Origin of the sequence: Acinetobacter gyllenbergii (assembly GCF_001682515.1) — a bacterium.
GTDB lineage: Bacteria > Pseudomonadota > Gammaproteobacteria > Pseudomonadales > Moraxellaceae > Acinetobacter > Acinetobacter gyllenbergii.
In genome coordinates this window covers 629,255-644,363 of record NZ_KV575261.1, presented here as the reverse complement: position 1 = coordinate 644,363, position 15,109 = coordinate 629,255, and the positions used below count along the sequence as shown (strand labels likewise).

Annotated in this window: 14 protein-coding genes; 12 read left to right on the top strand and 2 right to left on the bottom strand. The window is 40.3% G+C overall.

Annotated elements, in window-relative coordinates; translation table 11 throughout:
* The first annotated feature begins 31 nt into the window (after window positions 1–31).
* The 6 genes from NG55_RS03215 to NG55_RS03190 all read left to right on the top strand — a co-directional run bounded on the left by NG55_RS03215 (window position 32) and on the right by NG55_RS03190 (window position 5,479).
* Window positions 32–1,030: a tetratricopeptide repeat protein gene (locus tag NG55_RS03215; protein ID WP_065342700.1), complete on the top strand. Its 999-nt coding sequence runs from the start codon at window positions 32–34 to the stop codon at window positions 1,028–1,030.
* A 108-nt stretch (window positions 1,031–1,138) separates the two neighbouring features.
* A complete protein-coding gene (locus NG55_RS03210; RefSeq protein WP_065342314.1) occupies window positions 1,139–1,522 on the top strand; it encodes a hypothetical protein in 384 nt (127 codons plus the stop codon).
* Window positions 1,523–1,541: 19 nt separating this feature from the next.
* Window positions 1,542–2,366 carry a tetratricopeptide repeat protein gene (locus NG55_RS03205; RefSeq protein ID WP_065342313.1) on the top strand — a complete coding sequence of 275 codons (825 nt, stop codon included), beginning with the start codon at window positions 1,542–1,544 and terminating at the stop codon, window positions 2,364–2,366.
* A 267-nt stretch (window positions 2,367–2,633) separates the two neighbouring features.
* Entirely contained in the window at window positions 2,634–3,071 is a 438-nt protein-coding gene (locus NG55_RS03200; protein ID WP_228704142.1) for a hypothetical protein, read from the top strand.
* 88 nt (window positions 3,072–3,159) lie between these two features.
* On the top strand, window positions 3,160–4,107 hold the full coding sequence (locus NG55_RS03195; protein WP_065342311.1) for an RDD family protein: 948 nt from the start codon (window positions 3,160–3,162) through the stop codon (window positions 4,105–4,107).
* A gap of 187 nt (window positions 4,108–4,294) precedes the next feature.
* Entirely contained in the window at window positions 4,295–5,479 is a 1,185-nt protein-coding gene (locus NG55_RS03190; protein ID WP_065342310.1) for a porin, read from the top strand.
* A gap of 52 nt (window positions 5,480–5,531) precedes the next feature.
* On the opposite strand, the gene NG55_RS03185 is transcribed toward NG55_RS03190, so the two are convergent.
* Together NG55_RS03185 and NG55_RS03180 are read right to left on the bottom strand one after the other, a co-directional pair.
* Window positions 5,532–6,365 carry an EamA family transporter gene (locus NG55_RS03185; protein WP_065342309.1) on the bottom strand — a complete coding sequence of 278 codons (834 nt, stop codon included), beginning with the start codon at window positions 6,363–6,365 and terminating at the stop codon, window positions 5,532–5,534.
* Window positions 6,366–6,440: 75 nt separating this feature from the next.
* Window positions 6,441–7,421: a LysR family transcriptional regulator gene (locus NG55_RS03180; protein ID WP_005217117.1), complete on the bottom strand. Its 981-nt coding sequence runs from the start codon at window positions 7,419–7,421 to the stop codon at window positions 6,441–6,443.
* A gap of 100 nt (window positions 7,422–7,521) precedes the next feature.
* Here NG55_RS03180 and NG55_RS03175 point away from each other — a divergent pair, with 100 nt between their 5' ends.
* The 6 genes from NG55_RS03175 to cntB all read left to right on the top strand — a co-directional run bounded on the left by NG55_RS03175 (window position 7,522) and on the right by cntB (window position 15,047).
* The gene (locus NG55_RS03175; protein ID WP_065342308.1) at window positions 7,522–8,634 is read left to right on the top strand and encodes a tartrate dehydrogenase; all 1,113 of its coding nucleotides are present in this window, start codon (window positions 7,522–7,524) and stop codon (window positions 8,632–8,634) included.
* A gap of 39 nt (window positions 8,635–8,673) precedes the next feature.
* Window positions 8,674–10,329 carry a BCCT family transporter gene (locus tag NG55_RS03170; RefSeq protein ID WP_171257932.1) on the top strand — a complete coding sequence of 552 codons (1,656 nt, stop codon included), beginning with the start codon at window positions 8,674–8,676 and terminating at the stop codon, window positions 10,327–10,329.
* Window positions 10,326–11,279, top strand: coding sequence for an alpha/beta hydrolase (locus NG55_RS03165; RefSeq protein ID WP_065342306.1), 954 nt, complete (start codon window positions 10,326–10,328; stop codon window positions 11,277–11,279). The genes NG55_RS03170 and NG55_RS03165 overlap by 4 nt, the downstream gene beginning before the upstream one ends.
* 64 nt (window positions 11,280–11,343) lie before the next feature.
* Complete coding sequence (gene cntA, locus NG55_RS03160) at window positions 11,344–12,459, top strand: carnitine monooxygenase subunit alpha (RefSeq protein WP_005274384.1); 1,116 nt, start codon at window positions 11,344–11,346, stop codon at window positions 12,457–12,459.
* Between the two features lie 75 nt (window positions 12,460–12,534).
* The gene (locus NG55_RS03155) at window positions 12,535–13,986 is read left to right on the top strand and encodes an NAD-dependent succinate-semialdehyde dehydrogenase (RefSeq protein WP_065342305.1); all 1,452 of its coding nucleotides are present in this window, start codon (window positions 12,535–12,537) and stop codon (window positions 13,984–13,986) included.
* Between the two features lie 104 nt (window positions 13,987–14,090).
* Window positions 14,091–15,047: a carnitine monooxygenase, reductase subunit CntB gene (gene cntB / locus NG55_RS03150; protein WP_065342304.1), complete on the top strand. Its 957-nt coding sequence runs from the start codon at window positions 14,091–14,093 to the stop codon at window positions 15,045–15,047.
* Window positions 15,048–15,109: the final 62 nt, after the last annotated feature.

Genomic DNA, 15,109 nt, shown 5'->3' with positions numbered 1-15,109 from the left:
ATAAAATATGTCTTGGGCTATAGGACTAAGAATGAAATTTTTGTTTTCTGTATTTGTATTAATGTTAAGTTTGACAGGGTGTGATGTAAAGGCTGGTCAAGCTCATGATAAAAAAATAAGTATAGATTTATCTAAAATAAATGAGGTAATGAAGCGTAATGATGAAAAGGAAAAGAAACAATTCTTTAGCGGATTAGTCATTACAGCTGGAAAAGACGATGCTATCGCTCAAAACTTGATGGGCGTGATATATGAGAATGGATATTTAGATCAAAAAAAAGATATGAACAAAGCAATTTACTGGTATACGCAAGCAGTTAAAAATAATAATGGTTTTGCCGAAAATAATTTAGGGAGTTTATATGCACATGGTATCGGTGTGGAGCAAGATTATAGAAAAGCATATGAATACTATAAAAATGCTATGGAGAAAAATATACCTGAAGCAATAAACTCGATTGGTTTTATGTATTTCAATGGATTCTATCTCAAACAGGATTTAAAGAAAGCATGTGAATATTATCAAAAAGCTGCAGATCTAGGGCATCTACTTGCTCAGGCAAATGTAGCGAACTGCTACTACAATGGTTCAGGTGGAACAAAAAGCCTCAATAAGTATTTTGAATATTCTCTAAAAGCAGCAGAGCAGGGATATGCCCCATCACAATTTAATGTTGCAGCGATGTACAAGAAGGGGGAAGTTATTGATAAGTCAATTGAGAAATCTGTGTATTGGTATAAAAAAGCAATAGAAAACAGTGAACCTCGTGCTGCTTATAATTTGGCATCATTATATGAAAAAGGTGATGGGGTAAAGCAAGATTTTGATCTTGCATATGCTTATTATACTTTAGCAAAAGAGTTTGGATTGGGTGCAGCTCAAAAAAAATTACTGGAACTAGATAGTAAAGTTTTAAATGGGAATATTAGAATTTTAAGAACTGATGAGGGTATTAAAATTGCTGTAGATGACTCTAATCATAACAGAGGGGTTGTGGAAGTTAATGATTTTTTGAATTTAAATAATTAATTTTATTATCTTTTTTAAAATTTTTTAAAATTTTTTAATTTTTTTATAAGTTGTCTTGAGTGCGACCTTTTAATTAGACTTTTATAAATATTTTGGATAGTTGATGCTATGCTCATTAAAAAATTATTAATGATTTATTTAATAATATCTATTGTACTATGGGCTATATTCCATCAATTAGCATCGAGATATGTGAATAAAAATGAAGATTTAAAAAGTATTTTTTATGGTGACTTGTATAAAAACAAAAAAATTAATGTTGCTAATATTGAAACGATAATTTTAGCTATTATTTTTGTTAATACTATTTTCTGGTTTTCATATAAAAATTTAAAAAATTTTTTTGAAGAAAGGAGGTTATTCTATGGCTTAGATTTTAAATCCGCAATGGTGGTGATAGAGCAACATAAAAAATTATGGTCTTATGTTAAGTTATCAATGTTTTTTGGCTTTGTGATAGTTGTAAGCTCATTCATGATGTTTTTTCTTTAAATTTTATACGGTTAAACTTATGAAATATCAATTTTGTTTTATTTTAATTATTGTTGTAGCTGGTGCTTGTAGCTCGAACAATGAGAGAAGTATTTCTAAAGTAGAAGAAAATAAACTCATTTCAAAATATGAAAAAGAAATGAGTCAATCAAATTATAAAGAAGCATATAATACGCTTAACAATTTGGTTCATTATAAAAGTGATTTTGCAAAAAATGAAATGGGCTATTTTTATGAAAATGGTCTACATGTCAACAAGGATATGAAGAAAGCAATTAGCTTATATGCTGAAGCGGGCAATAATGATTACACTCCTGCTGTATATAATATAGGTAGATTAAGACTCGAAAGTAATCATGGGGCTGAAGCTTTTTCAATCTTAAAAAAAGCAGCATCTAACGATTATGCCCCAGCAATCAATCTTATAGGTGTTATGTATAACAATGGAGAATATGTTGCGAAAGATTTAAATAAAGCACTTTCTTACTATAGTAAAGCTGCTAGTTTAGGAAATCCAGATGCTCAATTCAATTTGGGGCAAATGTACTTTTATGGTGAGGGAGTGAAGCAGAATTATAAAACATCTTTTTACTGGTACGATGCTTCTGCAAAACAAGATTATGATTTTGCTAAAATTCAGTTAGCTACCTTATATTACAAAGGCTATGGTGTTAAAAGAGATGTTGGGAAAGCTATAGATATTATTCAGGAAATGGCAGAAAATGGCGACACCAATGCAATCTACAATATTAGACTCTATTACAAAGCGGCCGATGATCTTACTGGCTATGAATATTGGGATAAAAAATGCCAGAGTAATATAGCCTGTACAAAAGTTGATTAAGAAAGCTATCCTATAATTATAAATATTTAAGGATTGATTGTTTTGAATTTTCTTTTAATTTTTCTAGTATTTTCTTTATCTACTATTTTATTAAATAGAGATAAAATTGAAGTGTTAGCAGAAGCTAAAGCTTAGTTATGGAAAGCTCATCTTCTTAGAAATATTGAAGCAAAAACTAAGTTTGATGAGCTAAATGATGAAAATTAATTTTATAAGTTATTGTATTTTATGTTTAATTTTCTGTTAGAGAAAGAAATACCAAAGCACATGAAGATATTACTCATTGTTCTAATGTTTGTTCCTCTGTCAAGTTGTTCTTTATTAGAGGAAAAATCATGCATCCATAATTTTAATAAGCGAGTGGTGGAACTCAGCTATGATATAAAAGTACAGCAAGCAATCCGTCGTATTGATCAGAATATTTTTTGTGGAAACCTAACTTATACTGAGTTCTATAATCACGTAGATGTGTTACTAGAGGATTTGAGTGATACTCAAAAACAAGATTTTTATACAGTTTTATTTTTTGCTGAATTCCATCGCAATGAAAATGGCGGTGAGTATGTTGAATTTTTGAATAAAAATAATATTAATATATATAAACAGTATAAACGAAAAATCAGTGATCAAAATTTATTGGCTAAAATGAAATATACAGATGAAGAGTTTTTGAATATAAAAGCCTTGGGTGAGATGCTTCATTAATGTATTTTATTCGGATTTATTATATAATCTTGAAATTTTAGTTTGATAGCTAAAGTTAAAAATTTTAATTAAATATAAAGGGTATGTTTTGTCTTCTGTAAAATTTTCTTATATTGCTGGTTTTTGGCGTCGATCATTCGCTTTTCTTATTGATTTATTACTGGTAGGAGGTTTCTGCTGGAGTACGATTCGACTTTTATCTAATTTTTTGCATCAATTCCCAGTTATATCTATTTTTATTGGATATTTCTTTGTTGTTTTATATTTTGGTTTGTTAAACAGTCATTTACACTCTGGACAAACTTTTGGCAAACAGCTTTTAAAAATCAGAGTGGCTGGCATACATGGGAAAGATCTTGCTGTAATCCCATCATTGCTTCGTTCAGCCATCTTGTTCGCGCCATCATGCCTTATGTCATTAAGTGGTTATTTTCCGATTTTACTATTATCTGAATTATTCAATCTGTTGTTGGCCTGCTTACAAATTTTGCTTATTTATTTTTATATTTTTAACCGACAAAACCGCCGTTCCATTCATGACTTCGTTGCGGGTTCAATGGTGATTAATTTTAAAAAAGATGATCAAGAACAGCAAGTTCCAGAGATGTGGCCTAAGCATAAGATTTTTGCAGCATTGATTACGTTGGTGGGTTTAGGTATTGGAATTTCGTCTTTCAATTTGTTTGACCGTAATAATACTGTTGAAATTAAAAAGTTTAAGAACAGTCAACCAGAAATTATCCATGTAAAACGGATTTCAGAAACGGAAGAAGAATCAGAGGCTCAACTCATTTTATTCGATGTGCAGATCAATGATCTAACAAAGCTTAATAATTCATTTTTCGCACAAGAGTTCGCAGATCATCTACAGATACTCGAGCCACAGTTAATAAATGACAGCAGTAACATTTCAATTCTTTTGAGCACGCGGCTTCAATTTGGCTTAGCCTCATCAATGGATTTGAATATGTACTCGGTTAAAAAAACGCAGCAAGGATTAAAGGTTGTAGAAGAGATTTCTACTGTAAATTTCTAAACCATAAAAAAGAGCTAAAGCTATCTATTGCATGAATTAAACCTTTAGATTTACGTGTAGATAGCTTCAGCATTTCTAAACCTGTTTCATTAAACACACTCTGTAAAGACCGACTTTATAGTTTAAGCGTTGTTTGTCTGCATGAATTTCTTCATTTTCTTATGAGGTTAAACAAGGACGTACAACAATGAAAAAAGCACTATTTCTCTTGGGTTCAATGGGTATCTTGGCAAATACGCCAGTCTTGGCTGCCGATTTCAGTATCGGTGATCCGAAAACACAAGCGGGTGAACTGAAACTGACAGGCGCAATCCGTACCCGCTATATCCATAAAGACTATATTGTCGAAGCCAATGAAGGTTCCAAAAACGATGACTGGCGACTGGCAGATATCAAAGCGGTACTCAGTTATGAAAACCCAGACTGGATTGCATCGATGGATGTGCGTTGCTACCAATATGACCGCTTATGTGATGCACTCTTTTTAAAAGATGCTTGGGCAGGCTATAAGTTTTCAGATCAGCAACGACTGACAGTCGGTTTTCAGTCGGTTGATTTTGGCTTCGGGCGACTCTGGGGTAATAGCTATTATGAAACTTTGCTGAATACCGTTGGACTGGAAGATATCCAAAATCTTGGAGTGAAGTATCAGTTTAAGGACAATCTGTATAACTTCATTCTCGGTTTTTACCCGACTGATGGTGGTAATTACAAAGGCACCTCCAAAGATTCAAGTCGTTATAGCGGTAACTTTGTTCGAGCCGATGATTTGACCCAAGGTACCGATATTGATGAAAAGAATATGTGGGTGACGCGCTTATCTCGAAAGTTTGAGCTCGATCAATCTCAGAATTTCTCCACGGAAATTGGCGGCTCTTACTGGTATTCGGAATTGGAAAATAATCGTACCAATAAAGACGGGCATCGTAGTACATGGAGCATTTTTAGTACCACCAACTATCAGGCATGGCAATGGTTGTTCTTGGCAGGAGAGCAGGACATTAAAAATGCAGATGACCTTTTACCAAAAAGTTCGACCATTGGTGCATTTGATTATCCCTATCAGGTGGCCAACAAAGGCAAATATATGGCCAATGAAATTAATTACACCTTTGCCAAGCCATTCCATCAGTTAGAAAATATTAAACCCTATGTCTCGTATAGCCGTTTTTATAAAGATGAGTCAGGTTATCAAGATTCGGATCGTTTAATTGCAGGCTTGTATTTTAATTATAAAAAAGTCGGCATACAGGGTGAATATATCTGGAGTCGAAATGACCCAATGACGGGCAGTGGTGCGGATGGCCTTGCTCAAGGTGACAGCAATCAATGGAATAAATTGTTCTATTTATCGTTGGGTTATTACTTCTAAACTCAGCGTTGAAAATGAGCCAGTCTGTTTGCGATAGACTGGCTTTTTTCGTTTAGGCGGTTCTTAAGATTAAAGCACCAACTAAAATGAGACATGAGGAGATAATCCGTACCGCATTGATGCGTTCTTTTAGAATAAAGATTGAGATCAGTGTGGCAAATAGAATTGAGGTTTCTCTTAGTGCGGCAACAATCGCAACAGGTGCAAGCGTCATTGCCCATAGCGCCAAACCATAAGAGAAAAATGAACCGATGCCACCAATTAAGCCCAAATGCCAATTACGACGGAAATATGCACCCATCTGACGATATTGCATTCTCAATGCAAACATAAAAAAGATCAGACCAGACAGCACGAAACTCCACAGGATATAAGCAATTGGCGAACCAGACAGGCGAATCCCATGACCATCCAGCAAGGTATATCCTGCAATCAAGACGGCATTCAGCAAAGCCAGACCAATACCTTTACGTCCCGTTTGGGGAGCAGCCAGAATCATCGATAAAATGCCGATGGAAATGGTGATGATGCCAAGCCATGCATTGAACTGTAGTTTTTCATGCAGCAAAAATGTACCTAGAATTGCCACAATCAGCGGCGCTGTGCCACGCATTAAGGGGTAGGTCAGCCCCATATCGGCAACGCGATAGATTTTAGCCACCATGCCAAAATACAGAATTTGTATTGCCGTTGAAGCCAGAATATAAGGCCAGCTATCGCTGTGCGGCATTGGGAAGAAGGGCAAGAGCAGCGCTGCTAAAACTGCTGCTGATGCAGTGACCAATACCGTGGTTAAAAACTTATTTGTCCCTGCTTTTACAATGGCATTCCATGTGGCATGGCATACCGCTGCGATTAAAATAAGGACAAATATTGCCGTGCTCATAGGCTGCCTGCTGATTCATGATCTCGCTAATGTGCATGATGTTGGTGAAAAAAGAAAGCAGGCAGCTTATCGCGATTATAAAAAGACTTTTTCCGTATTCGGATTGATTGGCTCAATCGGCTGGATCAACTGACCTCGAGTCAGATTCTGAACATGTTGTAAGCGGTTGATCAATTCATTCTGAATAAACAAGATACAGGTCTGTAGTTTAGACGAGCTTTTTAAGCGCGAAGGATACACTGCCCAAACATCGGCATCTTGCCAGTATTCAGGCAAGATATGCTGCAATTCACCGCTAATTAGTTCATCGGCGACATCCCAGATTGAACGTAAGATAATGCCATGTCCTTCAATGGCCAGTTGATGAATAATCTCGCCATTATTGGAGATAAAGCGCGGCGTGACATGTACCGACCGATCTTCCGAAGGATGACGTAATTTCCATAATACTGAGGATTGGTCACGCTCACTGATGGTCAGGCAATCGTGGTTGCGTAAATCTTCCAGACTTTCAGGCATGCCATGTTTTAACAGATAACTGGGTGCTGCGCAGAAAATTCGAAAATTTGAGACCAGTTTTTTCGCGATCATATTCGGGGCAATGTCGTTGCCAATGCGAATATCTAGATCAATGCTATGTTGAATCAGGTCTTTGGTGTTGTCGATGGTATCGAATTGAATTTCCAGTTTGGGATACATGGTCATCAATTTAGACAAGATGGGCGCAACATGTTTACGGCCAAAACCAAAGCTGCTGACAATGTCGAGATGACCTGTGGGCGTGCTTAAGGGGTTATTCACCAGCTCACTGATTTCATCAAACTCATCCAGAATATTCGAGACTCGATCCAAAATCAGTTTGCCATCTTCGGTCAAACTGACATGGCGGGTGCTGCGATGGAACAGTTTGCAATTTAGGTTGGTTTCTAAAATGTTGATGCGTTTACTGATAAATGCAGGTGAAGCACCCAGCTCCTCAGCTGAATCGACAAAACTCTTGCGTTTTGCGACTGTGCAAAAAACCTTTAAATCCGATAGGTTAGGTAGATTATTCACGATCCGTGTCCATTGGGGTGATAGTTTTCTTATTGATCATTGTTGCTGAAAACAGCATGTTTACAGCTAAGGATATTAACCAAAGGTGTAAGGGAGCGTTATGGCAAAAAAGTATAAAGTTGCCACGATTGCGGGTGATGGGATTGGTTTAGAAGTTCTACCAGAAGGCATCAAGGTTGTAAAGGCAGCAGCAGACAAATATGGCATTCAAGTTCAAATGGATAGCTTCGATTGGGCCAGCTGTGATTACTACCTTGAACACGGCAAAATGATGCCGGATAACTGGTTTGAGGTCCTGCAGGAATATGATGCAATCTTCTTTGGTGCGGTGGGATGGCCTGAAAAGGTGCCTGATCACATTTCACTATGGGGATCATTGCTGCAGTTCCGTCGTCGTTTTGATCAGTATGTGAATTTACGCCCTGTTCGGTTAATGCCTGGGGTGAAATGCCCACTTGCTGGCAAACAACCCGGCGATATCGATTTTTATGTGGTACGTGAAAACAGCGAAGGTGAATATTCAGCGATTGGTGGTAAAGCTTTTGAAGGCACCGATCGTGAGTTTGTGTTGCAGGAAGCGGTGTTTACCCGTCATGGTGTCGATCGTATTTTAAAATATGCGTTTGAATTTGCGGATCAGCGTGAGGCTAAAAAAATCACGGCTGCAACCAAATCTAATGGTATTGCAGTCAGCATGCCGTATTGGGATGAACGTGTCGATGCAATGGCCAAAAATTATCCGCAGATCAAGGCAGATAAGCAACATGTTGATATTTTAGCGGCACGTTTTGTCTTACAGCCTGAGCGTTTTGATGTGGTGGTGGCATCGAATTTATTTGGTGACATCTTGTCGGATTTAGGCCCTGCATGTACCGGCACCATTGGTTTGGCGGCTTCAGCCAACCTCAACCCTGAACGTAAGTTTCCTTCGCTATTTGAACCTGTACATGGTTCAGCACCAGATATTTACGGACAACAAATTGCCAACCCAATTGCGGCGATCTGGTCGGGTGCCATGATGCTGGATTTCTTGGCAGATGGAGATGAGCAGGTGATTCAGGCAGGACAAGAGATTATGCAGGCGATTGAGCATGTGTTGGTACATGGCCCGAAAACGCCTGATGTCGGTGGTACTGCCAAGACTTATGAAGTGGGTGATGCGATTGCATCCTGTGTGACTCAGCAAAAAATGGATTTATTCGCGATGGAGTAAGTACCCCTGAGGGAATAGTCACTATCCGAGATGGATTGAATAGATATGGATAATCAAATTACAAAGCCTTATACAGATAAGACGCTTGCGATCACCAGTCTTGCCGTTGTATTTATTTCGGTGGCTGGGTTAGCAATCTACTCCTCTGAATCAATACAACTGGCTGCAAAATGGATGCAGTGGACCACGTCGGTGTTTACCACGCCAGTCCTATTATTTGCTTTTTTATCAATTATTTTTACCTTCGGTTTGGCCTTTAGTAAATACGGCAAAATCAAGCTTGGTGAGGGGAAGCCCCAATACAGCACCATGTCATGGATTTTCATGTTCATTTTGTCGGGGATTGGATCTTCAACCCTGTATTGGGGCTTTTTAGACTGGGCCTATTATTATCAGACCCCGGGTTTGAATTTAGCCCCTGAATCGGCAGAAGCCCTGAAATACAGTGTGGCTTATTCCTTCTTTCACTCTGGTCTAAGTGCGTGGTCGATTTATGCCTTGGCATCGATTTCACTGTGTTACAGCTACCATGTCAGAAAGAATAAAGGCCTGAGCTTAGCCTCAATGGTCGAAGCGGTCACTGGCTTTAAAGCGACAGGTCCCGTTGGACGTGTGGTCGACTTGATGTTTTTGCTGTGTATGTTTGGTGCTTTGACCATTTCACTGGTACTGACAGCGGTCACTTTTACCAACATTCTGTCGCAACTCACGGGTATTCCGAATACCTTCATGACCAAAGTCATCATTATCTTGGCGGTGTCGGTACTATTCGCACTCAGCTCTTATGTTGGTATGGATAAAGGCATGCAGCGTTTGAGTCATATGGTGTGTTTGGGCGTGGTGCTGTTTGCGATCTATGTGCTGTGCTTTGGACCAACTCAATTCATTATGAATAATTCATTGATGAGCTTTGGCCTGATGGCGACCAACTTTGTCGATATGAGTCTGTTTACCGATCCGATGGGCGATGGAAAGTTCACCCGTGAATGGACTGTATTTTATTGGTTATGGTGGATTTCTTATGCACCTGGTGTGGCGTTGTTTGTGACTCGTGTATCTAAAGGACGCACCATTAAAGAAGTGATTCTTGCCATGGTCATCGGCGGTAGCGTTGGTTTATGGTTCATCTTTGGGGTGTTTGAAAATTACAGCGTTCACAGCTTCATTCACGGCATGGTCAATGTGCCGCAAATCTTGAGCCAACAGGGCGGTGAAGTGGCGATTGGTCAACTGCTCGGTTTATTGCCAGCAGGTAAGCTGATGATGTGGTTGTTCCTTGGCATTATGGTGATTTTCCTTGCAGCACATATGGATGCGGTGGGCTATGCGGTTTCTGCAACCTGTACCCGTGGCCTAAGTGAAGGGCAAGATCCATCTCCGAATGCGCGTTTGTTTTGGTGTCTGATGTTAACTCTAGTGCCGATTGCGATGATTTTCTCTAAAGCACCTTTAGATACCATGAAAACTGCCACCATTGTGACTGCCTTACCGTTTATTGTGATTATTCTGGTACAGACCTATGGCTTGGTGAAATGGTTGATTGAGGATTATTCCAAAGTGCCATCGCATTTGATCGAGCAGAATAGCTTTAATGACTTGGAAGCGCTTGAGCATACTGACCCAAATCAACAGATGCAGATTGATATTGCGGCAACCGCACTGGCACATAAAAGTAGTCAAAAGGAATTGTCATGACACAGCAACCGAACATGCGCTATGAATTAAGTGAAGAAATGCAAAGTCTGGTGTACTGGTGCAGCATTTATTCAGCAGCGGATAACGATATTGATTCAATTCGTGCAGCCTATGATGCCATGTGCCAGCACTACACTTTACCTCGCGATGGTACGGTGAAGATTGAAGATAAAACCGTTGTGCATGCCACCCATCCCGTCAATGTTCGGTTGTATTCACCCTTGGGTGAGGCCCCTGTTGCTGGTTGGCCTTGCGTGCTGTTTATTCACGGTGGTGGCTGGATGCTGGGAAATCTGGATTCACATGAATTTATCACTCGCTATTTATGTCGTGATCTGAATGTTGCAGTCCTGAGTGTGGATTATCGGTTGGTGCCAGAACATCATTTTCCAGCCGCTTATGAAGACTGTGAAACGGTCTATCAATGGCTACGTGAGCATGGCGCAGACTGGAACATTGATCCAACGCAGATTGCCTTAGCAGGAGATAGTGCAGGCGGCAATTTAGCTGCAGCACTGGCAGTTCAGCTACAGCATACAGGTGTGCAGGCCTGTGGTTTGGCCTTGATTTATCCCTGTTTGGGCAGCAGTTTTGATACCGCGTCTTGCGAGCAGCATGCACAGGCGCCGTTATTGACACTCGAGGAAATGCATTATTACCTGAAGGAATATGCACCGAATACAAGCGATTGGCAGGACACACGTTTAGCACCGCTGTTGGCAGAAGAGTTCAGTGATATGCCACGTAGCTTTGTTGCGGTGGCTGAATACGATCCACTAAGTGATGACGGACGTATTTTTGTGGACAAGTTAAAGCAAGCCAATATTGCCGCCGAGTTTTATCTCGGCAAAGGATTACTGCATGGCAGTTTACGTTTAGTACGGGACTGTCCTGTAGTGCAGGATTTATATCAGCACATGCTGAGTTCGTTAAAGCAAATGTTCAAGTGATTTGAACATCAGCCAATTTTGATAAAACGGTCGTTAGGACAAAACAGTTTAATGGAGTAAAACCATGAATGCAGTTGAAAAATTACCAGAAGATTTCTGTTCAAACCCAGATGTGGCATGGACCTTTCCAAAAGTGTTCTATACCTCATCTCAGGTATTTGAGCGTGAAAAAGAAGAAATTTTTGCGAAAAGCTGGATTTGCGTGGCACATGGCAGTGAAGTTGCCCAAGCGAATGACTATATTACCCGTAAGGTAATTGGTGAAAATATTATCGTGATTCGTGGCAAAGATAGCGTATTACGTGCCTTTTATAATGTCTGTCCGCATCGTGGTCATGAATTGTTAAGTGGTAGTGGTAAAGCGAAAAACGTGATTACCTGTCCGTATCATGCATGGACGTTTAAGCTGGATGGTAGTTTGGCATTGGCACGTAACTGTGATCATGTTGAGTCTTTCGACAAGCAAAACTCCAGCATGGTGCCATTAAAAGTGGAAGAATATGGCGGTTTTGTCTTTATCAATATGGATGAAAATGCCACTTGTGTTGAAGATCAGTTGCCTGAGTTTGCACAAAAACTGAATGAAGCTTGTGCAGTCATCAAAGACTTGAAACTGGCTGCACGTTTCGTCACGGAAACACCTGCCAACTGGAAAGTAATCGTGGATAACTATTTAGAATGTTATCACTGTGGTCCAGCACATCCGGGTTTTGCTGATTCAGTACAGGTGGATAAATACTGGCACACCACGCATCAAAACTGGACGCTGCAATATGGTTATGCACGTTCTTCAGAAAAATCATTCAAGCTTGATCCATCGGTTAAAGACCCGACCTTTAGTGGTTTCTGGACGTGGCCGTGCACCATGTTTAACGTACCACCGGGTGCAAACTTCATGACCGTGATTTATGAGTTCCCGATGGATGCGGAAACTACTTTGCAGCACTATGACATTTTCTTTACCAATGAAGAGTTGACCCAAGATCAGAAAGATTTGATTGAATGGTATCGCAATGTCTTCCGCCCTGAAGATCTTGAACTGGTTGAAAGTGTACAACGTGGTTTAAAATCACGGGGTTATCGTGGTCAGGGGCGTATCATGACCGACAAGCAACGTTCGGGAATCAGTGAACATGGTATTGCTTATTTCCAGAATCTGGTTGCGCAACATCACAAGTAATTCTGTCTCAGGCATCAGATAATTTAAGGTGCGGTGATCAGGCCGTACCTTGCTTTCAATCGATAGGAACATGACATGTCAAGTTTGCAAGCAAGTCCGTTATTTCAACAACGCGGACTGATCAATGGTCAATGGGTGAGTGCACAATCCGATGCCACCATTGCTGTGACCAACCCTGCAACAGGTGAAGAAATTGGCGTTATTCCCAATATGGGGGCAGACGAAGCCACCGAAGCAGTCGAAGTGGCGTATCAGGCTTTAGCTGAATGGAAAGGCTTGACTGCACAAAAACGTGCAGACCTGTTATTGGCTTGGTATCAATTGGTTTTGTCACATGCCGATGAACTGGCGCGAATCATGACCATTGAACAAGGTAAACCCTTAGCTGAAGCTTTGGGTGAAGTGAAATATGCGGCTTCATTTATTCAATGGTTTGCCGAAGAAGGCAAGCGTGTTTATGGCGATGTGATTCCAACCACCAATAGCCAACAGCGTTTTATTATCACCAAAGAACCTGTCGGTGTGGTGGCTGCGATTACGCCGTGGAATTTCCCGATTGCGATGATTACCCGTAAAGCAGCACCTGCGTTAGCTGCGGGCTGTACCATCGTAATTAAGCCTGCCAATGAAACGCCGTATTGCGCACTTGCGCTTGCCAAACTGGCGGAAATGGCTGGCATCCCAGCGGGTGTCATTAATGTTGTTACAGGCAAATCACAAGACATTGGTTCGGTCTTTAGCAGCCATGAAAAAGTCAAAAAATTGACCTTTACCGGTTCTACACCAGTGGGGCGTTTATTGATGCAGCAATGCTCAGGCACCATTAAGAAGTTGGCGTTGGAACTGGGTGGCAATGCACCATTGATCGTATTTGATGATGCAGATCTGGATAAAGCGGTACAAGGTGCAATCTTTGCCAAGTTCCGCAATGCAGGTCAAACCTGTGTCTGCGCTAATCGAATCTATGTGCATGACAAGGTTTATCAAGCATTTACCGAGAAATTTGTGCAAGAGGTACAGAAATTCAAAATCGGCAATGGTCTGGAACAGAATGTACAGATCGGACCGTTAATCAATGACAAGGCGGTACTGAAAGCAAAACAATTGATTGATGATGCCTGTGGCAAAGGTGCAAAAGTCGCTTGTGGTGGTCAACAGCATTCTTTGGGTCAGACCTTCTTTGAACCGACAGTTTTAACTGATGTGTCTCGTGAGATGGATATTGTTCAGGAAGAAATTTTTGGGCCTGTGGCACCGTTGATTCGCTTTACTGAGGAAGCCGATGTGGTAGCGCAAGCCAACGATACCATATTTGGTTTGGCCGCTTATGTGTATAGCGAAAACATTTCACGGATTTGGCGTGTCGCTGAACAGCTGGAATATGGCATGGTCGGGATGAACTCAACCGCGATTTCCAATGAAGTGGTGCCATTTGGTGGCGTTAAGCAATCTGGTGTTGGCCGTGAAGGTTCAAAATACGGTTTAGAAGAGTTTATGACTATTAAATATATGTGTTTAGGGTTATAGCAACAATGCCTGTGAGGACTCTCTTCACCGAGGGTCAACAGGCAATATGCACTTAAAATTAGAAAATGCTTAGATGAGCAGCAGGCGGTAAAGAGGATTTAGACATGGCTAGTCATTATGAAATGTTTGCATCAGTGGTCACACGGGTAGAACAACTAACACCACTGATCAAACGGTTTACATTTAAACGTCAGGACGGACAAAATTTCCCTCAATTCAATGGTGGCAGTCATATCATTGTGAAAATGAATGATCAACTGTCCAATGCCTATTCACTGATGAGCTGTGCTCAAGATCTATCAACTTACCAAGTCTGTGTCCGTAAAGATATTGAAGGTAAAGGTGGTTCAGTCTATATGCATGATCAGTGCAATGAAGGCTGTGAAATTCTGATTTCTGAACCCAAGAACCTATTTCCATTGGCGGCAGATGGTGAGAAACATATTTTGATTGCGGGTGGAATTGGGATTACGCCATTTGTACCACAAATGGATGAGTTGGCTGCGCGTGGTGTCGACTATGAATTGCATTATGCCTACCGTTCACCAGAGCATGCGGCACTGTTGGAAGAACTCAAGCAAAAACATGCTGAACATATTTTTAGCTATATCGATTCGGATGGAAAATGTCTGGACCTCGATCAACTGATTGGCGCTCAACCGAAAGGCACGCACGTCTATGTGTGTGGACCTAAACCAATGATTGATGCGGTGATCGATCGTTGTAATTACCATCGTTACCGCGATGAATATATCCATTGGGAACAGTTTGCATCTACGATACCCGAAGAAGGTGAAGCATTTACGGTGGTCTTGGCAAAATCCAATCAGCAAGTCGAAGTGCAAGGCAATCAAACCATTTTACAAGCAATTGAATTGCTCAATATTGATGTGGAATGTTTATGCCGTGAAGGAGTCTGTGGCACGTGTGAAACGACGATTCTGGAAGGTGAAGCTGAGCATTTTGACCAATATCTGAGCGATGATGAAAAAGCCTCACAGCAATCGATGATGATCTGTGTATCGCGGGCTAAAGGTAAAAAGCTGGTACTTGATCTTTAATTTAAAATTTTGATTCTGAAAGTATAAAAAAAGCAGCTGAAGCTGCTTTTTTTATTGATCAT

Bases quoted from the DNA above. Each gene is read 5' to 3' on its own strand.
- NG55_RS03200 (WP_228704142.1), top strand. From the start codon at position 2,634: ATGAAGATATTACTCATTGTTCTAATGTTTGTTCCTCTGTCAAGTTGT.
- cntB (WP_065342304.1), top strand. From the start codon at position 14,091: ATGGCTAGTCATTATGAAATGTTTGCATCAGTGGTCACACGGGTAGAA.
- NG55_RS03185 (WP_065342309.1), bottom strand. From the start codon at position 6,365: ATGAGCACGGCAATATTTGTCCTTATTTTAATCGCAGCGGTATGCCAT.
- NG55_RS03210 (WP_065342314.1), top strand. From the start codon at position 1,139: ATGCTCATTAAAAAATTATTAATGATTTATTTAATAATATCTATTGTA.
- NG55_RS03175 (WP_065342308.1), top strand. From the start codon at position 7,522: ATGGCAAAAAAGTATAAAGTTGCCACGATTGCGGGTGATGGGATTGGT.
- cntA (WP_005274384.1), top strand. From the start codon at position 11,344: ATGAATGCAGTTGAAAAATTACCAGAAGATTTCTGTTCAAACCCAGAT.
- NG55_RS03165 (WP_065342306.1), top strand. From the start codon at position 10,326: ATGACACAGCAACCGAACATGCGCTATGAATTAAGTGAAGAAATGCAA.
- NG55_RS03155 (WP_065342305.1), top strand. From the start codon at position 12,535: ATGTCAAGTTTGCAAGCAAGTCCGTTATTTCAACAACGCGGACTGATC.
- NG55_RS03205 (WP_065342313.1), top strand. From the start codon at position 1,542: ATGAAATATCAATTTTGTTTTATTTTAATTATTGTTGTAGCTGGTGCT.
- NG55_RS03215 (WP_065342700.1), top strand. From the start codon at position 32: ATGAAATTTTTGTTTTCTGTATTTGTATTAATGTTAAGTTTGACAGGG.
- NG55_RS03190 (WP_065342310.1), top strand. From the start codon at position 4,295: ATGAAAAAAGCACTATTTCTCTTGGGTTCAATGGGTATCTTGGCAAAT.